Genomic DNA, 19243 nt, shown 5'->3' with positions numbered 1-19243 from the left:
TCATTCGCTGGCGCAGAATTCGCTGATCATCCGCAGCCGGCGCTTGGGCTCGGCGACGAAGGGGTTGCGCTCGTCCCAGGCGTAGCCCGCGAGGATCGAGCAGATCATCCCGCGGATTTCCGGCGAGCCGCCGGCATGGAAGATCACATCCTGGAAGCTGCCTTCGTACCAGCCTTCGACATAGGCGCGGAAGGTGTCCACGCCCTTCTTCAGCGGGATGGAGAACTCGCTTTCCCAGTCCGGCGTCTCGCCGTTGAGCTGCCGGTCGAGCACGGCCGCGGCCATGCTCGCCGAACGCATGGCGATGGTCACGCCGGAGGAGAACACCGGGTCGAGGAACTCGGCGGCGTTACCCAGCAGGGCGAAGCCCGGGCCGTGCAGCGATTTGACGTTGGCCGAGTAACCGCCCAGGACGCGGGCCGGGGTGTCCCACACGGCATTGGCCAGCAGGCGGCGCAGGTTCGGCGTCTCGGCGATGAAGCCCTTGAGGCAGGCGTCCAGGTCCTCGGGGCGGCCCGCATAGTGGCTGGGCTCGCCCACCACGCCCAGGGAGCAGCGGCCGTTGCTGAAGGGGATCAGCCAGAACCAGATGTCGCGGTGCTCGGGGTGGATGCTGATGAGGATCTTCTCGCGGTCGAAGCCGGCATCGTCGATGCGGTCCTCGATGTGGGTGAACACCGCCTGGCGCACCGGGAAGCTGGAGGGCGCTTCCAGGTCCAGCAGGCGCGGCAGCACCCGGCCGTAGCCGCTGGCGTCGAGGACGAAGGCGGTCTCCACCTGGTACTCGCTGCCGTCGAGGCGGCGCACGGTGAGCAGCGGGCAATCACCCCCGAACTCGGCGGCGACTATCTCTTCCTCGTAGCGGATTTCCACGCCCTGCAGTGCGGCCTGGTCGGCCAGCAGCTTGTCGAAGTCGGCCCGCTGCACCTGGAAGACGGTGCCCTTGCCCGGGGTGAATTTGTCGCGGAAGTCGAAATCGGTGTAGCGCTCGCCCCAGGCGAAGGCCGCGCCATGCTTGATCTGGAAGCCGGCGGCCATGACCGCTTCGAGCATCCCCGCCTCCTCGATGAAGTCCAGGCAATGGGACAGCAGGCTCTCGCCGATGGAGAAGCGCGGGAAGCGCTGGCGCTCGAGGATCAGCACATCGTGGCCCTTGCGCTTGAGCAGGGCGGCGGCGATGGCGCCGGAAGGGCCTGCACCGATGACCACGACCTGACGCTGCTGGATTTCAATGGGCTTCATGGGGACTCCTTTCCGGGGCGGGGGCTGCGGGCGCGTGCGCTCTGCGCGTCAGGGCCGGCAACAGGGTGGCGATCAATCCCATCAGCATCAGCGCGAAGTACAGCTGCGCGCTGATGATGTGCTGCTGGAACAGAAGGTTGAGAAAAACGATTTCGGTGAGGCCGCGGGTGTTCAGCAGCACGGTTTCGCGCCACTTCACCGGGCTGGCCGCCAGGCGGCCCTCGGCCCAGGACAGGCCCAGCCAGTTGCCCGCCAGCTTGCTGACGATGGGCAGCACCAGCAGGGCGCCGAACTGCAGCCAGGAATAGTTCTGCCAGGCCGTGTGCCAGTCGATCTGCAGCAGGCCGAAGGCGAGGATCAGCGGCACCGCCAGCCACACCTGCACGGCGTGGAACACGCCGGCCGGCAGCGGCAGGCGGAAGGGCAGGCGCAGCGCCGCCATCACCAGCAGGTAGGCGATGCCGAACACCAGGGCGTTGAGTTTGAGCTGCTGCAGGGGCAGCAGCAGGGCGAAGAACGCCAGGCTGTAGACCAGCGGCGCCCGCACCCGCGCCAGGTACAGCGCCAGCGGCAGCAGCGCTGCCAGTAGCGGCCAGAGCAGGGAGGTGGGCGCGGCGCTGCCCTGGGCCAGGCCGAAGATGCTCCAGCACATCAGGTCCATCAGGATCGCCGCCTGCAGCAGGCGACGGATGCTCGCCTCGTCGTAGCCCAGGTGGCGCAGGTAGAGGAACAGCACGGGGATCGCCGTCAGGGCGAACAGCAGCCCCACGGCGATGGCCGAGAGCAGGCCGTCGGCCGGCAGCAGCCAGAGGGCACAGCCCAGGCCGCAGAAGAACGGCAGGAAGAAGCTCGGCAGGGCGATTTTCACGCTGGAGGCCTGCAGGCGCAGGTCGATCACATCGCTGAGGATGTGCCCCAGCAGCAGGGTGAAGGCCACTCCGTAAAGCGACTGCAGCCAGGGCGCGGCGAGCACCTGGGCGTTGTCCAGGCCCACGGGCGCGCCCAGCCAGAGCATCACCAGCGGCAGGCCGAAACTGGCCAGCAGCAGCTGGCTGACGATGGGGATCAGGCCCAGCTTGCGGCCCACCCAGGTGGCCAGGGCGAACAGCGCCAGCAGGCCGATCCAGAACAGCATGACGCTCACGCCGGCACCTCCTTGCCATGGGCTTGTGCGGCCTGTGCCCAGGGGGCGAGCAGGAAGCAGAAGAACAGGCCGAGGCTGATGGCCAGGCCGAAGTTGGCGATGGCCGGGGTCTGGCTGAGCAGCAGGAGGCCGAACGACAGCCAGCTGGTCATGCCCGACAGCAGGGTGCCCAGCAGGCTCACCGCCGCACCGCCCACCGCTTCGCGCATGAGGATGGCGTAGTCGACGCCGATGGCGGTGATCAGCAGCAGGCCGAACAGGCTGAACAGGGTCAGCGGCTGGCCCAGCCAGCCGAGGCAGGCCAGGGACGCCAGCGCCGCCAGCAGCGGCAGGGCGACGATGCGCAGCGAGCCGCCGAGGCCGAAGGGGATGCACAGCAGCACGAGAATGGCCGCGCAGGAAGCCAGCTTGAGCTCGGCGGCGCTGAACTGGGTGGCGGCGAACAGCTGGTTGAGCTCGCCGATGCGGTCGATCAGTTGCACACCGTCCAGACCTCGCGCGGCATCGGCCATCAGCGCCGGGGAGGCCAGCCCTTGCAGGCTGACGATGCCGGCGGCGCGGCCCTGGTCGTCACTGCCGAGCCAGAGCGGGCGCCAGGCCTCGCCCAGGGGGCCGGCCAGGGCTGCATCCAGCGTTTGCGGGGCTTGGCTGCGCAGCCGGTTGACCTCGTTCTCCAGCACCCCGGCGGGGATGCCCAGGTCGAGCAGCGCTTGCCAGTGCTGCGGCAGCCGCGCAAGCGCGTCGCGCAGTGCCTGCTGTTCCGCTTCGGGCGCGACCAACTGGCTGAGGGCGCGGTAGCCCTGCAGGTTGCCGTCGGCCACCGCCGCGTCGAGGCGCTCGGCCAGCGCGGCCTGGCGCTGGAGCATCTGCTCCTGGCTGTCGCCCCGCACCAGGAAGAACTGGCTGGTGGGTTGCAGGCCGGTGAGGCGGGCGATCTCGCGGGCCTCATCGAGCAGGCGCGGCTCGGCGCCGAGCCACTGGCGCAGGTCGTTCTGCGGCTGCACCTGCCACAGGCCGGCGGCGCAGAAGGCCAACAGGGCCAGCAGCCAGGGCAGGCTGCCGGTGCGCGCCAGCAGGCGCTCGCGGCAGGCCAGCAGGCGCTCGGCCAGGCGCAGGGGCGCGGTCGGCGGCGCCAGGCGCAGGTTGCCCAGCAGCGCCGGCAGCAGGCACACCGAGCAGAGGTAGGCGGTGACCAGGCCGGCGGCGGAGAACACCGCGATCTGGGTCAGCGCCGGGAAGGGGGTGAAGGCCAGGGCCAGGTAGCCGATCAGGTTGGTGCCCAGGCTCAGGCTGAGCCCCGGCAGGGTGTCGCGTACTGCCTGCCAGGCGCGCCAGGGTTGGCCGGTCCAGCTCTTGCTCAGGTAGTGCAGCGGGTAGTCGGCGGCGACGCCGGTGAGGCTGGCGCCGAGCACCAGGGTCAGCGCGTTGATCTCGCCGAACACCAGCACGCAGGCGGTGCAGCCCGCGCCCAGGGCCAGGCCCACCGGCAGCAGGCTGAGCAGGGTGCGCGGGCGGCGGAATACCACCAGCATCAGCAGCAGGGTGCCGAGGCTGGCGCCCCCGCCGATCAGGCTGATTTCACGGGCCGCCTTGGCCTGGCCGGCGGCCGCGTGGAGCAGGCCGCTGGCCGCCAGCAGGTGGCCGCCTGCGGCTTCGATCTGCTGGCGGGCGCCGGCCACTTCGCCGGCTAGCCAGGGCGGTGCCTGCATATCGAAGGCGCCGTTCTGGGTGCGGGCACGCAGCAGCACCCAGGTGGTGTCGCCGTCCTGCACCTGCAGTGCGCCACTGGCCAGCTCCGTCTGCACCCGGCTGGCGGGCACCAGGGCCTTCTGCGCGAGGCCGGCGATGCCCAGCCAGTCGTCCTCGGCAGGCACCAGGGCGACGGCGGAGAAGGGGTCGAAGAGGCGTTCGGCGCGCTGGGCGATGAAGCGTTCGGGCGCCTGCTCCAGCAGCCGGCGGTCGGCACGGGGCAGCAGCGCCAGGCGGCTGTCCTGCAGTTGCTTGCGCAGGGCGGGCAGGTCGGCCTGCAGGCTCCACTGCACGCGCTCGAAGCGCGGTTCGCCTTGCCAGCGTTCGGCGATCTGCCGGGCCAGGGCCTGGGCGCGCCCGGCGTCGGTGTGGCCCACCAGCAGCAATACCTCGCGGTTCAGCGGCTCCTGCATGCGCTGCTCGGCGCGCTGCACCCAGGCGTCACCGGCGCCCTGGGGCAGCAGGGCAAGCATGTCGGCGGCCACCGGCGGGCCGTTGCGCCATTGCCAGGCGGCCAGCGCCAGCAGGGCCACCAGGCCCAGCAGGAACAGGCGCGGCAGCAGGCGTTCAGGGCGCAAGGTCGCGTGCCTCCGTGGCATCGAGGGCGTCGCCTGGCTGGCTTGCCGGCAGGCGCAGCACGGTGCTGTCGCCTTGGGTTTCCAGCAGCTCGATGCGTTCCACCAGGGCGCCGCCCTGGATCTGGATGGCGCTGAAGATCTGCTTGAGCAGCAGCGAATTCGGGGTCAGTTGTAGCTGCCAGTGGTCGGCGTCGCCGCTGAGTTGCAGCTGGAAGTCGCGGGCCAGGCCCTGGTGGTCGCCCTTGAGCACGGCGAGGAACAGGCGGCTCTGCTGGGCGGCGACGTCCTGGCCGGGCTGCGCCTGCCAGTGGCCGTCGACGCGGCGGGCGATGCCGGCGGCGCCGATGCGGTAGTCCTGCTGCAGCGGCTTCTCCAGCAGCCAGAGCAGCCCCTGCTCGCGGGAGAGCACGAAATGCCCTTCGCTGGTCAGCGGTCTGGGCAGGGCGCGCAGGTGTTTTTCCTGCACGAAGGGGCCGCGCACCACGGCGGGCTTGCCCAGTTGCGCGGCGAGCTGGTCGAGGTCGAAGGCCTGGGCGAGCGAGCCCGCCAGCAGGGCCGGCACCAGCAGCAAGGCGCGCAGCAGGCGGGCGGTCATGGCAGCGCCCGCTCCACGGCTTCGACGAACACCTTGGGCGAGGCCAGCAGCATCTCGCGGGTGGCGATCTCCACCGCCACCTGCACGCTGCTGCCCGGGTCAGGCGCTCGCCGGTGGCGGCGTCGGTGATCAGGTAGTTGATCTTCAGGCGGTTCTCCCACTCCACCAGATCGGCGCGCACGACGATGGTCTGGCCGAAGCGGGCGCCACGGATGTAGCGCAGCTGCAGGTCGATGATCGGCCAGGCATAGCCGGCGTCACGCATCTGCGAATAGTTGTGGCCGAGCTTGTCGAGCAGGGCGCAGCGGGCGACTTCGAGGTACTTGACGTAGTGGCCGTGCCAGACCACTTCCATCATGTCGACGTCGAAGAAGGGCACGAGGACTTCCACCTCGGCCTGGATCACCCCGGCGCTACGCATAGAGCCTCCAGTGGCGGGCGCGGATGCGCTCCAGGCACAGGCGCAGCTCGCCTTCCAGGGCGCGGTCCTCGATCACCGGCGGGAAGTCCCCGGCCAGTTGCTGGTGCATGGCGGTCAGCGGCTCGGGCAGGGCGCGCGGATTCTCGCGCTGGCGCAGCCAGACGCCCTGGTTGGCGGCCAGCAGGGTGGCGGCGGCCACCTGTTCGGTGAGCTCCAGGCTGCGCAGGGCATCGCGGGCGGCGATGGTGCCCATGCTGACCTTGTCCTGGTTGTGGCATTCGGTGGAGCGCGAGAAGACGCTGGCCGGCATGGTGTTCTTCAGCGCCTCGGCGGTCCAGGCGCTGGCGCCGATCTGCACCGCCTTGAAGCCGTGGTTGATCATGGCCGTGGCCTGGGGCGCGCCGGAGAGGTTGCTCGGCAGGCCGTGGTTGTAGCGCACGTCCACCAGCAGGGCGAGCTGGCGGTCGAGCAGGTCGGCGACGTTGCCCACCAGGTTCTTCAGGCTGTCCATGGCGAAGGCGATGTGGCCGCCGTAGAAGTGGCCGCCGTGGAGCACGCGCTCGGCTTCGGCATCGATCAGCGGGTTGTCGTTGGCGCTGTTCAGCTCGGTCTCGATGAACTGCCGCAGCAGGCCCAGGCTGTCGGCCAGCACGCCCAGCACATGGGGCGCGCAGCGCAGCGAGTAGCGGTCCTGCAGGCGGTGCAGCGGCGGCGTCGGCGCGTCGATGGCCAGGTCCTGGCGCAGCCAGGCGGCCACCTGCATCTGTCCCGGGTGCGGCTTGGCGGCGAACAGGCGCTCGTCGAAGTGCTCCGGGTTGCCTTCCAGCGCCACCACGTTGAGCGCGGTGATGCGCGTGGCCAGTTGCAGCAGGTAGTCGGCGCGGGCGTAGGCGAGGCAGGCCAGGGCGGTCATCACGGCGGTGCCGTTCATCAGCGCCAGGGCTTCCTTGGGGCGCAGCACCAGCGGCTGCCAGCCCAGTTCGGCGTGCACCTCGGCGGCGCTGCGGCGCTGGCCCTTGTGGAACACGTCACGCTGGCCGGAAAGGGTCGCGGCGACATAGGAAAGAGGGGTGAGGTCGCCGCTGGCGCCCACCGAGCCCTCTTCCGGGATCACCGGCAGCACGTCCTGGTCGATGAAGGCCTGGAGGCGCTCCAGCAGTTCGACGCGTACGCCGGAAACGCCATGGCACAGCGACTGCAGGCGCGCCGCCAGCACCGCGCGGGTGGCGGCCTCGTCCAGCACCTTGCCCAGGCCGCAGCCGTGGAAGGTGAACAGGTGGCGCGGCAGGGCTTCGACCTGCTCCAGCGGCACGGCCACCACGCAGGAGTCGCCATAGCCGGTGGTGACGCCGTAGATCACGCCTTCCTTGTCCAGCAGGGTGTCGAGGAAGCGCGCGCCCTTGGCGATGCGCTCGCGCCAGGCGGCGTCGCCCTGCAACAGGGAGGGGGCGCGGCGCTGGGACAGGGCCACGACCTGCTCGATGGTCAGCGGCAGTTCGCCGAAGACCACGGGTTCAGGCTGATGTGTCGTCATGTTCGTTCCAGAACGGGTAGAAGTTGAACCATTGCTCGGGCGCCTTCAGGCACAGCTCGCCGAGGCGCTGGGCATAGCGTTGGACCCAGCCTTCGATCACCGCGTCACGTTCGCCACGGCGCCACTGCACGGCGTCGGCGAAGGGTTCGAGGAACACCTTGTAGCGGCCGTCGATCTTCAGGCAGGTCATCAGGTTGAGCGGACACTTGAGCAGCCCGGCCAGCAGCCAGGGGCCCTGGGGGAAGGCGGCGGGGTGGCCGAGGAAATCGACCTGGGTGGTGCGCCCGCCGTGCAGCGGCACGCGGTCGCCGGCGATGGCCAGCCATTCACCGCGCTCCAGGCGTTCGCTCAATTGCAGCATGATCGCCGGGTCCAGCTCGCTGACCTGGATCAGCCGCAGGTGGCTCGCGCCGGCCTCACCCAGCAGGCGGTTGAAGCGCTCGGCGTGGCGGGTGTGCACCAGCACGTTCATCTGCACCTTCTCGCCCAGCTCGGCCAGGGCGCGGCACACCTCCAGGTTGCCCAGGTGGGCGCCGACCAGCAGTTGGCCGCGCCCGCCGCGCAGTTGCTGGCGCAGGCCGGTCGGGTCCACCAGCTCGATGCGTTCCAGGGGCAGCTTGCCGCGCCAGATGTCGAGCTTGTCCAGCAGGGCGTCGGCGAAGGCCATGAACTGGGCGAACACCGAACGGAGGGTCGGCGCCAGCTCCGGGCGACCGCTCCAGGCGGCGAGGTTGGCCTGGTAGCGGCGGGCGCTGCGCCGGGCCTTGGTGCCGAAGAGGAAGAAGTAGAACACGATGACGTAGAGCAGCGGGCTGAGCACGCGACGGCCCAGGTGACGCACCGCCAGGGCGGTGAACTTCATCAGCAGGAAGCTGCCGCGTTCGTCCTGGCGTGCCCAGTGCCCCTCGCTCATGGCCGGCACCTGCGCCAGAGGATCAGCGGGGCGCGCAGGAGCATGCCGAAGAACAGCTTGGCGTGCATCTTGGAGATCAGCGCGTTGTCGTGGAACAGGCGGAAGTGCGAGAGCCCGTCCAGTGGGTAGTGCACCTTGGTCGGCAGCCAGTGCATGGGCTGGTTGCGCCAGGCCAGGCGCACGAGGATCTCCGGGTCGAAGTCCATGCGCTTGCCCAGGCTCGCGGAATCGATCAGCGCCAGGGTCGGCGCCAGCGGGTAGACGCGGAAGCCGCACATGCCGTCGCGGATCGACAGCGACAGGCTGTTGATCCACACCCAGACGTGGGTCAGGTAGCGGGCATAGAGACGGCTCTTGGGCACGCTCTTGTCGTATTGCGGGTAGCCGCACACCAGCTCCGCGGGGCGGGACTCGGCGGCGGCGAGGAAGCGCTGCACGTCGTCGAGGTCGTGCTGGCCGTCGGCGTCCACCTGCAGCGCGTGGGAGAAGCCCAGGCGCCCGGCCTCGCGCAGCCCGGCCATCACCGCACCGCCCTTGCCCTGGTTCACTGCCAGGCGCACCAGGTGGACATCGGGCTGGGCGGCCAGCGTGTCCATCACCCGTGCGCAGTCGGCGCTGGAGGCGTCGTCCACCAGCACGCAGGGCAGGCCGCGCTGGCGCAGGGCGTCCACCACCAGGGGCAGGGCGTGTTCGTGGTTGTAGACGGGGATCACCGCGCAGGGCTTAAACATGCGCGGCCACCAGCAGGATGCGCCCGGAGGAGCAGGCGGCCTCGCCATTGCGGAAGGCGAAGTAGAGCTTGCCCTTGTCGGCATCGAAGCGCAGGGACAGCTGCAGGCGATCACCGGGGCGTACCAGTTGCTGGAACTTCAGCACTTCCATGCCGGCGAAGCGTGGCGGCAGGTCCATGAGCTGGCGGGCCAGCTGCTGGGCCCAGTCGATCTGCACCACGCCAGGCAACACCGGGGTGCGCGGGAAGTGGCCGGAGAAGTGCGCCAGGTCCAGCGGCACCTCCAGCTCCAGCTGCCATTCGCCGTCGATCTCGCGGCTGGCCAGCGGCTCCACCGTTTTCGGGCGCGGCGCCTTGACCAGGGTTTCCACCAGCGCCTGGGGCAGCTTGCCCTGGCTGCTCCAGGGCAACTGGCGCAGCAGGCGCCAGCGGCGCGGCAGGGCGATGGCTTCGCAATGGCCGGCCAGGTGGCGGCGCAGGGTTTCGGTGACGGCGCGACGGCCCTGGTTGCGCAGGGCGTGGATGCCCTCGGCACTCAGGGCCACGAGGGCGCCGAGGAAGGCGCGGCCTTCCTGCACCACGCCCAGGCGGGCTTCGGCCACCCAGGGGTGTTCGCCCAGGGCCTGTTCCAGCATGGGCAGGGAGATGCGTTTCTCTTCCAGCTTGACGATGCGGTCGAGCCGGCCGAGCAGTTCGAAGCGGCCGTCGGCGTCGATGCGCACGGCATCGGCGGTCTGTTCGCGGTGGCCGGCGGGCAGGTAGGGCGAGGTGAGGTGCAGCGCGCCTTCCTCGTCCTGGCCCAGCTCGACGCCGGCGAACGGCTGCCACAGGGCGCCGCCCTGGCGCCAGGCGATGCCGCCGGTCTCGGAGCTGCCGTAGATTTCCGTGGGCCACTGGCCGAGGCGCTGCTGCAACTCGGCAGCGGCGTCGGCGGGCAGGGCGCCGCCGGAGGAAAACACCCGGCGCACGCCACCAAGGGCGGGCCAGTCGAGGTTGTCGCCCATGCGCTTGAGCAGGGCGGGGCTGGCGACCCAGGCGAAGTCGCCGGCCTCCAGGCTGGCCTGCTGCATGTCTTCGGCGAAGGGCTGGGCCCGGCGCACGAAGGGGCGGCCGGCGCACAGGGGCCAGAGCACGCGGAATAGCAGGCCGTAGATGTGCTGGGCGGAGACGCTGGCCACCAGGGTGGCGCCGACCAGGTCGCCGCCCCAGAGCGCTTCCAGGGCTTCGACTTCATTGGCCAGTTGGCGCAGGGTCTTGTCGATCAGCTTGGCTTCGCCGCTGGAGCCGGAGGTGCACAGCACCAGGCGGCAGGCGTCCAGGTCCAGCGCGGCGGGGGCCAGGGGCTCGGCATCGAGGCCATCGAGGGCGTCGAGCCAGAGGTCGCAGCGTTCGCCGAGGCGCTTGCGGGTCTGTGCCTGGGCGTCGGCCGGCAGCAGCACCTCGATGCCGGCGCGCCAGGCGCCCAGCAGGGCGGTGGCCAGCTCGGCGCCGTCTTCCAGGTACAGGGCGACGCGCTGGATGCCTCGGGCCTGGAAGGCACCGGCCAGGCGCAAGGCGCGCTGGACGAGGGTGGCCTGGTCCAGCGCCGGGGCGAGGGTGACCGGGCGGTGCGCGGCGGTGTGGAGTAGCAGGTCCTGGGGGGCGATCCAGTTCACGCGAACCTCCGCACACGCTGGCGCACCAGCCACTCGCCGGCGAACAGCAGGCCCATCAGCAGGTAGGCGATGAAGCCGGTGTAGAGGGTCCACCAGCTGAGTGGCGCCCAGAGGGTGAGGGCCGCAGCCATCAGGCCGTTGGCCAGGAAGAACAGCGCCCAGACGGCGGTGACGCGGCGGGTGTAGCGCACCGCCACCTCGGGCAGCTCGGGCTCGCGCAGGCGCGCCAGGCGTTCCACCAGCGGCATGCCATGGACCAGGCTGGCGCCGAACAGGCCCAGCAGCACGGCGCTCATCAGCACCGGGTACCAGCGCAGCAGGTCGGCCTGGTTGACCAGCCCCAGCAGCAGGCAGAAGCCCAGGGCGGCGATGGCCGTCCAGCGGTTGCCGGGGCGTTGCGCGGCGCTGAGGCTGCGGGCCAGCCAGAGGCCGCCCAGCAGCAGGGCGAACAGGCGCGGCGACAGGTGCTCCATGCCGTAGTACACGGCGAAGGGGTAGCCCAGCCCGGCCAGCACCAGCAGCAGCCCGATCAGGCGGCTCATGCGGGCTCGTTCACCAGGCGGTGCACGGCCTCGACCACGTCGCTGACGGTGCGCACGGCCTTGAAGTCCTCGGCGGCGATCTTGCGGCCGGTGTGGCGCTTGATGTGGTCGATCAGGTCGACGGCGTCGATGCTGTCGATCTCCAGGTCCTCGTAGAGGTTGGATTCCAGGCTGATCTGCGCCGGGTCCAGCTCGAAGAGTTCGACCAGGGCGTCGCGCAGGGTGGTGAAGATCTCGTCACGGGTTTGCATCGCGGTCTTTCCTCAAGCGGCTTTCTGTGCCGAGACGAAGGCCGCGAGGCTGGCCACGTTGGCAAAGTGTTTGCGGGTGTCCTTGGCATCGGCGTCGATCTTGATGCCGAAGCGCTTCTGGATGGCCAGGCCCAGTTCCAGGGCGTCCACCGAATCCAGGCCCAGGCCTTCGCCGAACAGGGTCTGTTCGGCGTCGATGTCGTCGGGGCCGATGTCTTCGAGGCCCAGGGCCTCGATGATCAGGTTCTTGATTTCAAGCTGCAGAGCGCTCATCCAGGCCGAGCTCCTTCATGAAGTGTTGATGCAGATGGTCGTTGAGGCGGCGCGAGGCGATCGGCGCCGGCCCCTGTGCGGCGAAGCTCTGCGGGTCGATGTCGTGACCGACGCGCAGGTGGAAGTGGAAGCGCCGTGCCGGGATGCTGTACCAGGGCTCGGCCTTGGTCAGGGTGGTCGGGGTCACGGTGATGGTCACCGGGGTGACGATGCGGGCGCCGCGCAGGGCGATGGCGGCGGCGCCGCGATGGAACTGCGGGGCCTGGCCCGGCGTGGTGCGGGTGCCTTCGGGGAAGACGATCAGGGTCTGGCCTTCCTGCAGGGCGGCGGCGGCCTCGTCGAGCATGTCCATGCTGCCGCTGTTGCTGATGTACTGGGCGGCGCGGATCGGGCCACGCATGCAGGGGTTGTCCCACAGGCTCTGCTTGACCACGCAGTTGGCATCGCGGATCAGGGCGATCAGCACCACCACGTCGATCAGCGAGGGGTGGTTGGCGATGATCATCTGCCCGGGGCGGCCGAGGCGCTCGGCGCCTTCCACTTCATAGGTGAGCACGCCGCTGCGGTACATGAACTGCACGAACAGCCAGAACAGCCGGCTGGTGGTGGCGCGGGCGCGGCGGCGGCGGTCGAGGGCGCTGCCGGGCAGCAGCGACAGCAGCGGGAACACGACGATACGCAACAGCACGCCACCGACCCCGAACAGGGTGAAGGACAGCGCGGTGGCGATCAGGCGCCACCAGTAGGGGGCGTTGGGGCGGGCGTTCAGGGCCGGTTGCGTTGCCAGGTCCATTTACGGCTCTTCCATTGATGCTGACGGTGGGGCAGATCGTTAAGCAGTGCTTGCAGCAGGCCCAGTGCATGGGGCCAGGGTTCCGGCGCCTGTTCCGGCGCTTCGGGGGACAGCTTCAGCTGCCACTGGTCCCCGGGCGCGAGCCGCAAGGCGACGGCGTAGGGGAAGGGCACATCCTCCACCCAGGGGCGGTAGATGTCCGGTGGGCACTCCTCGGTCACCACCAGCAGCACGGCCGGGGCGCCTTCGGCGAGCATGCCGGCGGCTTCCAGGGCCGCGTGCTCCAGGCCGTCGCCTTCGGCGGCCAGGGCGGTCATCTCGCTGGTATCACCCCGCAGGATCGACCACTGGCCGATGATCGCGTTGTGCACGGAAAGGCTGAACTGGGTGGGCGACAGCGGCTCGCCGCGCGCCAGGTCCTGCAGCAGGGCCAGGGTGCGGGGCGTTTCGCCGTGGCGCGAGGCGAACACCATGGGCAGTTGCTCACCCTCGGCGGCCAGGGGCCAGGCGACGCTCATCGCCATGCGTGCGAGGCGCGACAGGCGCCGCCGCTGCATGGCGGGAAGGAAGGAGACATCGGGTTGCACAGTGAGGTCGGCAGGCGCGAACGGTTGCCTGCACCAGGCGCGCCAGTCGTCCTCGCTTTCCAGACCCGGGGCCCAGGCACGCCATTGTTCGATACTGAAGTGAGTCACGCTAAGAGCTCTTCCCGGCCCCTGTGGGCGTCCTTGTCGACTGGCAATCCCTGAACGACAAAGGCCTTGTCGATGACGCCATAGCAAAGTGCCGCATTATCCCCGACCGTCGGGTTACTTCGCAAACTTCAGACACAATCTTCAGATGTAAGGCACATAAATTCCCGCTGGTAAGAAAGGCCCGTCAGTGCTCGCCCTTGTCACGGGCTTTGCATAGAATCCGGGACTATCCAAGGGACCCGGGAGGTGTGCGATGCGGCGAGTGGTGTTCAATCAGAAGGGCGGCGTGGGCAAGTCGAGCATCGCCTGCAACCTGGCGGCGGTGAGTGCATCGGAGGGTTATCGCACGCTGCTGATCGACCTCGACACCCAGGCCAACTCCACCCACTACCTGACGGGCCTGACCGGCGATGACATCCCCATGGGAATCGCCGACTTCTTCAAGCAGACCCTGTCGTCCGGGCCGTTCGGCAAGAAGGGCAGGGTGGATATCTACGAAACCCCCTTCGACAACCTGCACGTAATCACCGCCACGGCGGAGCTGGCCGACCTGCAGCCGAAGCTGGAGGCCAAGCACAAGATCAACAAGCTGGCGAAGTTGCTGGACGAGTTGGCCGAGGATTACGACCGTATCTACCTGGATACACCGCCGGCCTTGAATTTCTACACAGTTTCGGCGCTGATCGCGGCGGATCGCGTATTGATCCCCTTCGATTGCGACAGCTTCTCGCGCAATGCCCTCTACGGCCTGCTGGCCGAGATCGAAGAGCTGAAGGAAGACCACAACGACGGCCTGGAGGTGGAAGGCATCGTGGTCAACCAGTTCCAGCCCCGCGCCAGCCTGCCCCAGCAACTGCTGGACGAACTCATCGCCGAGGGCCTGCCGGTGCTGCCGGTGAACCTGATGAGCTCGGTGAAGATGCGCGAATCCCACCAGGCCTGCACCCCGCTGATCTATCTGGATCGCAGCCACAAGCTGACCCAGCAATTCGTCGAGCTGCACAATCTTCTAGAAGCTTGAAGCTTGAAGCTTGAAGCTTCCGGCTTCCGGCTTCCGGCTTCCGGCTTGCCGCTTGCGGCTTTGCCGCCTACTTCACCACCAACACATCACAGGGCGGGCGCTGCAGATAGTGCAGCGCCAGGCTGCCCAGCAGGGCCTGGGAGATCATGCTGCGGCCGTGGCTGCCGAGGGTGATGAACTGCGGCTGGGCGGCGGCGATGGCGTCGTCCAGGGCGCGGGGCAGTGAGCCGTGGGTGACGTCCAGGCTGACCGTCGGCGCGGCCGTGACGTTGCCCAGTTCGTCCTTCAGCAATTGCTCCAGCAGCTCGCGCTGGGTCTTCAGGTATTCGCTGGAGCTGCCCGCTTTGGCCAGCAGGCGGCCGGTAATCTCCATCACGTTTACCGCCTGCAGGTGGCCTTCGGTGGTCAGCAGGCTACAGGCGCTGCGCAGCGCATCGCAGGCGCAGAGGGAGAAGTCCAGCGCGGTGAAGCCCTTGCGGTAGGGGGCCGGCTTTTCACTCACGGCCAGCAGCAAGGGGATGTCGATATGCCGGGCCACGCGCTCCAGGGTGGTGCCGATGAACAGCTCCGGTGCGTTGTGGTGGTGGTTGCCGATCACCAGCAGGTCGGCCTGGCTCTCTTCCACTTCTTCGAGAATCTGCAGGGCCGGGCGGCCCTTGCGCAGCAGTACTTGGGCGGGCGGTGCGCCGAGCTGCTCCAGGCGCTGCTGGAACAGGCGCTGGGCGCCTTCGCGCAGGTTGTCCTGCAGGGCGTTGGGCAGGTGGTCTTCGAGCACGTGCAGCAGGGTCAGGCGGGCGTCGTACTGGCGCGCCAGGTCCACGGCACGTTGCAGGGCGAGGTCGGCTTCGCGGCTCAGGTCATGGGCGATGAGGATATGGCTGAACATGGGTGGCACCTCCGGGTGAGGTGCCACTGTGGGGCAATTGGCCGCACGGCAAGTTGATCCAGGGCAATCCGTCCGAGGCTCAGTGGGCGCGCAGCTGGTACAGCCCGCGGCTCTGCGCCACCACCTCGCCGGTGGCGTCCACCAGTTCCAGTTCCAGCAGGTAGTCGGCCTTGCCGTTGGCGCTGGCCTCGGCCTGGATGCGCTCGATCTCCTCGGCGCCGATGCGCGCCTCGACGCTGATATCACCCTTGGCCGGGCGGCGGAAGCGCAGGCTCATGTCCTTGATGATGGGGTAGAAGCGGCGGGTGTCGAAGCTGGTGATGAACAGCGCGCCGCCGGGAATCTCCGCCAGGGTGAACAGGGCGCCGGCATACATGGTGCCGATGTGGTTCTCGTTGCCGGCCAGGGGCGCCAGCAGCTTCACGTAGCCCGGTTCCAGGGCCACGGCCTTGAGGCCCATGCGGCGTACGAAGGCGATCTTGTCTTCGGTGAAGTGGCGGGCCATCTCTTCGTTGAATTGCATGACGAACTCCGGCAGGACGAATGCCAGGAGCCTAGCCGGATGCGCGTCGGCGGCAATGACCGGGACGGCCAGCGCGGGTGACCGAAACGATCAGGACCCGGCCGTTAGGTGGGACTTTCACCGGGAGGTTGAGCCTGTAACGGACGCGCTTCATTGCCTAGGGTAGTAATGGGCCTGCGCATGTCGCGCTCGCTCGAACCAGCAGGGAACGCCCATGAACACCACCTTCAAACCGCAGGGATTCAATACCGTTACCCCGAACAGCATCGTCAGCGACCTGGCCAGTGCCGTCAGGTTCTACCAGGCGGTGTTCGACGCGGAAGAGCTGCTCCGCCTGACGACGCCGGACGGCAAGGTGGTGCATTGCGAGCTGAGGTTCGGCGACTCGCGGATCAACCTCGGCGAATCGATGGAAGGCTGGCCGGAACAGCCGCTGCTGGCGCAGATCTATGTGCCCGATTCGGACGCGACCTTTGCCCGGGCGATACGCGAAGGCGCCCGGGAGCTGAGCCCGGTGGCCGATATGTTCTTCGGCTCGCGGGAAGGTCGGGTCATCGACCCGTTCGGCAACACCTGGACCATCTCCACCCACAAGCGCCAGGTCTCCGCCGAGGAGATGCAGCGGGCGCTGAACGAGATGTACACCGGGCAAGGCTAGTCGGAGCTGCGCCCGCCCCGGCGTTCTAGATGCCCTGGCTCTTCAGCCAGCCGAGCAGTTGCGGCAGGGGCAGGGCACCGCTCTGGCGGGCGACTTCGACACCGCCCTTGAACAGGATCAGCGTGGGAATGGAGCGGATGTTGAGCTGCCCGGCCAGCTGGCGGTTGGCCTCGCTGTCCAGCTTGCCCAGGCGGCAGCGGCCGTGGAGCTGGGCGGCGGCCTGCTGGTAGGTGGGGGCGAAGGCCTTGCAGGGACCGCACCAGTCGGCCCAGACGTCCACCAGCAAGGGCAGGTCGCCGCGCAGTTGCTTGGCGAAGCCGGCTTCGTTCAGGTCGAAGGGCGTGGCAGGGACCACGGCGGACTTGCAGTGACCGCAGCGGGGCGAGTCGCCCAGACGCTCGGCGGGAATGCGGTTGAGCCCGGCGCAGTGGGCGCAGGGGATCATCAGGGGGTCGGTCATGGTCGGCTCCGGAACAGATTCCCCTGATCTGGAGCCGACCCGCCGAATATCAACCCCTGGGCATCAGCCCCGTGCGGCCTCGAGGGACTGGGTGAGGTCGGCGAGGATGTCGTCGATGTGCTCGATGCCGATGGACAGGCGCACCATGTCGCGCGGCACGCCGGCCTTTTCCAGCTCCTCGTCGTTGAGCTGGCGGTGGGTGGTGGAGGCCGGGTGGCAGGCCAGGGACTTGGCGTCGCCGATGTTCACCAGGCGCACCACCAGTTTCAGCGCGTCGATGAAGCGCGCGCCCGCCTCGGCACCGCCGACGATGCCGAAGGACAGGATCGCCGCCGGCTTGCCCGCCGTGTAGCGCTGGGCCAGTTCGTGCTCGGGGTGGTCCGGCAGGCCGGCGTATTTCACCCAGGCCACCTGCGGGTGGGCCTGGAGGAAGTGGGCAACCTTCAGCGCGTTCTCGGTGTGGCGCTCCATGCGCAGGGGCAGGGTTTCCAGCCCCTGGAGGATGAGGAAGGCGTTGAACGGCGACAGCGCCGCGCCCATGTTGCGCAGCGGCACCACGCGGCAGCGGCCGATGAAGGCCGCGGGGCCGAAGGCTTCGGTGTAGGTCACGCCGTGGTAGGAGGCGTCCGGGGTGTTGAGCAGCGGGAAACGCGCCTTGTTTTCGGCCCAGGGGAACTTCCCGGAGTCGACGACGATGCCGCCGATGCTGTTGCCATGGCCGCCGATGTACTTGGTCAGCGAGTGCACGACGATGTCCGCGCCGTGTTCGAAGGGGCGGCAGAGGATGGGCGTGGCCACGGTGTTGTCGACGATCAGCGGCACGCCATGGCGGTGCGCGGCGGCGGCCAGGGCGGCGAGGTCGATGATGTTGCCCGCCGGGTTGCCGATGGATTCGCAGAACACCGCCTTGGTGCGTTCGTCGATCAGTGCTTCCAGGGCGGCGATGTCGTCGTGGGCGGCGAAGCGTACCTGGATGCCGGAGCGCGGCAGGGTGTGGGCGAAGAGGTTGTAGGTGCCGCCGTAGAGCTTGGCCACTGAGACGATGTTGTCGCCGGCTTCGGCGACGGTCTGGATGGCGTAGGTGATGGCGGCCATGCCCGAGGCCACGGCCAGGGCGCCGACGCCGCCTTCGAGCGCGGCGATGCGCTTCTCCAGCACGTCGTTGGTGGGGTTCATGATGCGGGTGTAGATGTTGCCGGGCACCTTGAGGTCGAACAGGTCGGCGCCGTGCTGAGTGTCGTCGAAGGCGTAGGAGGTGGTCTGGTAGATCGGCACCGCCACCGCACGCGTGGTCGGGTCGGGGCTGTAGCCGGCGTGGATAGCGAGGGTTTCCGGTTTCATTGTGGCTGCGTTCCTTCGGGGCTGATGAAGGAGCGCAGCATGTGAAAGCGGAAGGGGTGCGGTCAATGACCTGGAGCAATCAGCGGCTGGCGCGGCTAGACCGAAAAGTTCGGTGGCTAGAACCGCCCGATCAGCGCAGGGCCATGTAGATGTTGAAGGCGCTGATTAGGGTGATCAGGGTGCCGACCAGGGTCAGCAGGGTGCGCGCCGGCAGCTTCTTGCACAGCATGGCGGCGAAGGGCGCCGCGAACAGGCCGCCGAAGACCAGCCCGGCCACCAGCATCCAGGTGTTCAGCTCACCGGCCAGGAGGATGAAGGAGGTGGCGCTGGAAATGGTCAGGAAGAACTCGGCGAAGTTCACCGAGCCGATGGTGGTGCGCGGGTCGCTGCCCGAGCCCAGCAGGCTGCTGGTGACCACCGGGCCCCAGCCACCGCCGCCGGCGGCGTCGACGAAACCGCCGAACAGGGCCAGCTTGGCCACGTGCTTCGGCGCCCGGCGCTGGGCCACATGGCGGTAGGCCTTGCTGAGGATGTACAGGCCCATCAGCAGCAGGTAGGCGGAAATGAAGGGCTTGAGCGCGGCGCCGTCGAAGGTGGTGATCAGCACGGCGCCGAGCACCGCACCGATGATGCCGGGCAGCAGCAGGCGCAGGAACAGGGATTTGTTGACGTTGCCCAGCTTCACATGGGAAATGCCCGAGAGCCCGGTGGTGAAGACTTCGGCGATGTGCACGCTGGCGCTGGCAGCAGCGGGGGAGGCGCCGGCGGTGAGCAGGAAGGTGGTCGCGGTGATGCCGTAGGCCATGCCCAGCGCGCCATCCACCACCTGGGCGAGGAAGCCCACGGCCACCGCGCTCCAGAAGGTCGGGCTGCTGAGGGTGCGTTCGATGATGTCCAGGCCGGCGGCCCCGCCGTGGTCGCCGAAGAACAGGCGCCAGGCGAGGAAGCCCAGCAGGCTGACCAGCACCAGCACGGCGAACCACATCGCGGCGCGCAGCACCGGGTGGTTGTCGGGGTGGCTGACGAAGTCCTCGACGGGGGGGATGCCCAGTGCCTCGTGCTCGGTGTTGATCGGGCTCTGGCTGAGGTCGAGATTGCGGATCTTCATGCGGGGTACGGTGCCTGACAGTGGGTGGTAGAACAGGCTGGAATAAGCAGGCGGCGAAGATAAGCGGCTTTGCTTAGAGAGTCTAAGAAGATTTCCGCAGGTTCATATTCCATTTTCAAAGGTTCGGGTGG

General features: G+C 68.8%; 20 protein-coding genes and 1 pseudogene. 2 read left to right on the top strand and 19 right to left on the bottom strand.

What is annotated here, in order from left to right; all coding sequences use genetic code 11:
• The 14 genes and pseudogenes from ACXI0U_RS21335 to ACXI0U_RS21270 form a co-directional block, all read right to left on the bottom strand.
• Complete coding sequence (locus ACXI0U_RS21335; RefSeq protein ID WP_271659243.1) at positions 1-1242, bottom strand: NAD(P)/FAD-dependent oxidoreductase; 1242 nt, start codon at positions 1240-1242, stop codon at positions 1-3.
• Positions 1229-2386: a cation:proton antiporter gene (locus ACXI0U_RS21330; RefSeq protein WP_479550779.1), complete on the bottom strand. Its 1158-nt coding sequence runs from the start codon at positions 2384-2386 to the stop codon at positions 1229-1231. The genes ACXI0U_RS21335 and ACXI0U_RS21330 overlap by 14 nt, the downstream gene beginning before the upstream one ends.
• Entirely contained in the window at positions 2383-4713 is a 2331-nt protein-coding gene (locus ACXI0U_RS21325; RefSeq protein WP_479550778.1) for an MMPL family transporter, read from the bottom strand. The genes ACXI0U_RS21330 and ACXI0U_RS21325 overlap by 4 nt, the downstream gene beginning before the upstream one ends.
• The gene (locus tag ACXI0U_RS21320; protein ID WP_374979168.1) at positions 4703-5308 is read right to left on the bottom strand and encodes an outer membrane lipoprotein carrier protein LolA; all 606 of its coding nucleotides are present in this window, start codon (positions 5306-5308) and stop codon (positions 4703-4705) included. Before ACXI0U_RS21320 ends, ACXI0U_RS21325 begins: the two co-directional genes overlap by 11 nt.
• A pseudogene (locus ACXI0U_RS21315) lies at positions 5305-5729 on the bottom strand (acyl-CoA thioesterase). Before ACXI0U_RS21315 ends, ACXI0U_RS21320 begins: the two are co-directional and overlap by 4 nt.
• A complete protein-coding gene (locus tag ACXI0U_RS21310) occupies positions 5722-7263 on the bottom strand; it encodes an HAL/PAL/TAL family ammonia-lyase (protein ID WP_374979166.1) in 1542 nt (513 codons plus the stop codon). Before ACXI0U_RS21310 ends, ACXI0U_RS21315 begins: the two are co-directional and overlap by 8 nt.
• The gene (locus tag ACXI0U_RS21305; protein WP_265169974.1) at positions 7244-8176 is read right to left on the bottom strand and encodes an LpxL/LpxP family acyltransferase; all 933 of its coding nucleotides are present in this window, start codon (positions 8174-8176) and stop codon (positions 7244-7246) included. Before ACXI0U_RS21305 ends, ACXI0U_RS21310 begins: the two co-directional genes overlap by 20 nt.
• Positions 8173-8907 carry a glycosyltransferase family 2 protein gene (locus ACXI0U_RS21300; RefSeq protein WP_271659240.1) on the bottom strand — a complete coding sequence of 245 codons (735 nt, stop codon included), beginning with the start codon at positions 8905-8907 and terminating at the stop codon, positions 8173-8175. Before ACXI0U_RS21300 ends, ACXI0U_RS21305 begins: the two co-directional genes overlap by 4 nt.
• Complete coding sequence (locus ACXI0U_RS21295; protein ID WP_479550777.1) at positions 8900-10561, bottom strand: ApeI family dehydratase; 1662 nt, start codon at positions 10559-10561, stop codon at positions 8900-8902. The genes ACXI0U_RS21300 and ACXI0U_RS21295 overlap by 8 nt, the downstream gene beginning before the upstream one ends.
• The gene (locus tag ACXI0U_RS21290; protein ID WP_021219837.1) at positions 10558-11103 is read right to left on the bottom strand and encodes a COG4648 family protein; all 546 of its coding nucleotides are present in this window, start codon (positions 11101-11103) and stop codon (positions 10558-10560) included. The genes ACXI0U_RS21295 and ACXI0U_RS21290 overlap by 4 nt, the downstream gene beginning before the upstream one ends.
• Entirely contained in the window at positions 11100-11354 is a 255-nt protein-coding gene (locus ACXI0U_RS21285; protein WP_021219836.1) for an acyl carrier protein, read from the bottom strand. The genes ACXI0U_RS21290 and ACXI0U_RS21285 overlap by 4 nt, the downstream gene beginning before the upstream one ends.
• A 12-nt stretch (positions 11355-11366) precedes the next feature.
• Positions 11367-11627 carry a phosphopantetheine-binding protein gene (locus ACXI0U_RS21280; RefSeq protein WP_021219835.1) on the bottom strand — a complete coding sequence of 87 codons (261 nt, stop codon included), beginning with the start codon at positions 11625-11627 and terminating at the stop codon, positions 11367-11369.
• Positions 11608-12420 (bottom strand): lysophospholipid acyltransferase family protein, encoded by an 813-nt coding sequence (locus ACXI0U_RS21275; RefSeq protein WP_263400874.1) that lies wholly within the window; start codon positions 12418-12420, stop codon positions 11608-11610. Before ACXI0U_RS21275 ends, ACXI0U_RS21280 begins: the two co-directional genes overlap by 20 nt.
• A complete protein-coding gene (locus ACXI0U_RS21270) occupies positions 12393-13115 on the bottom strand; it encodes a beta-ketoacyl synthase chain length factor (RefSeq protein ID WP_021219833.1) in 723 nt (240 codons plus the stop codon). Before ACXI0U_RS21270 ends, ACXI0U_RS21275 begins: the two co-directional genes overlap by 28 nt.
• A 253-nt stretch (positions 13116-13368) precedes the next feature.
• On the opposite strand from ACXI0U_RS21270, the gene ACXI0U_RS21265 reads away from it, so the two are divergent.
• Positions 13369-14136, top strand: coding sequence for a ParA family protein (locus ACXI0U_RS21265; protein WP_431482833.1), 768 nt, complete (start codon positions 13369-13371; stop codon positions 14134-14136).
• 67 nt (positions 14137-14203) lie between these two features.
• On the opposite strand, the gene ACXI0U_RS21260 is transcribed toward ACXI0U_RS21265, so the two are convergent.
• The gene (locus ACXI0U_RS21260) at positions 14204-15022 is read right to left on the bottom strand and encodes a universal stress protein (protein WP_265169959.1); all 819 of its coding nucleotides are present in this window, start codon (positions 15020-15022) and stop codon (positions 14204-14206) included.
• A gap of 79 nt (positions 15023-15101) precedes the next feature.
• Positions 15102-15545 (bottom strand): YiiD C-terminal domain-containing protein, encoded by a 444-nt coding sequence (locus ACXI0U_RS21255; RefSeq protein WP_374979162.1) that lies wholly within the window; start codon positions 15543-15545, stop codon positions 15102-15104.
• A 214-nt stretch (positions 15546-15759) separates the two neighbouring features.
• Between ACXI0U_RS21255 and ACXI0U_RS21250 the strand changes: the two genes are divergently transcribed.
• Positions 15760-16203, top strand: a complete 444-nt coding sequence (locus ACXI0U_RS21250; RefSeq protein ID WP_431482832.1) for a VOC family protein — start codon at positions 15760-15762, stop codon at positions 16201-16203.
• A gap of 25 nt (positions 16204-16228) precedes the next feature.
• Here ACXI0U_RS21250 and trxC read toward each other — a convergent pair whose 3' ends face one another.
• The 3 genes from trxC to ACXI0U_RS21235 form a co-directional block, all read right to left on the bottom strand.
• Complete coding sequence (gene trxC / locus ACXI0U_RS21245; RefSeq protein ID WP_374979160.1) at positions 16229-16663, bottom strand: thioredoxin TrxC; 435 nt, start codon at positions 16661-16663, stop codon at positions 16229-16231.
• 63 nt (positions 16664-16726) lie between these two features.
• The gene (locus ACXI0U_RS21240) at positions 16727-18004 is read right to left on the bottom strand and encodes a bifunctional O-acetylhomoserine aminocarboxypropyltransferase/cysteine synthase (RefSeq protein WP_021219827.1); all 1278 of its coding nucleotides are present in this window, start codon (positions 18002-18004) and stop codon (positions 16727-16729) included.
• A gap of 130 nt (positions 18005-18134) precedes the next feature.
• The gene (locus tag ACXI0U_RS21235; RefSeq protein ID WP_479550776.1) at positions 18135-19112 is read right to left on the bottom strand and encodes a sulfite exporter TauE/SafE family protein; all 978 of its coding nucleotides are present in this window, start codon (positions 19110-19112) and stop codon (positions 18135-18137) included.
• Positions 19113-19243 lie beyond the last annotated feature (131 nt).

Source organism: Pseudomonas sp. C9D1, assembly GCF_056491235.1.
The sequence above is the reverse complement of the archived record's forward strand: the minus strand, read 5'-3'. Positions and strand labels throughout refer to the sequence as shown.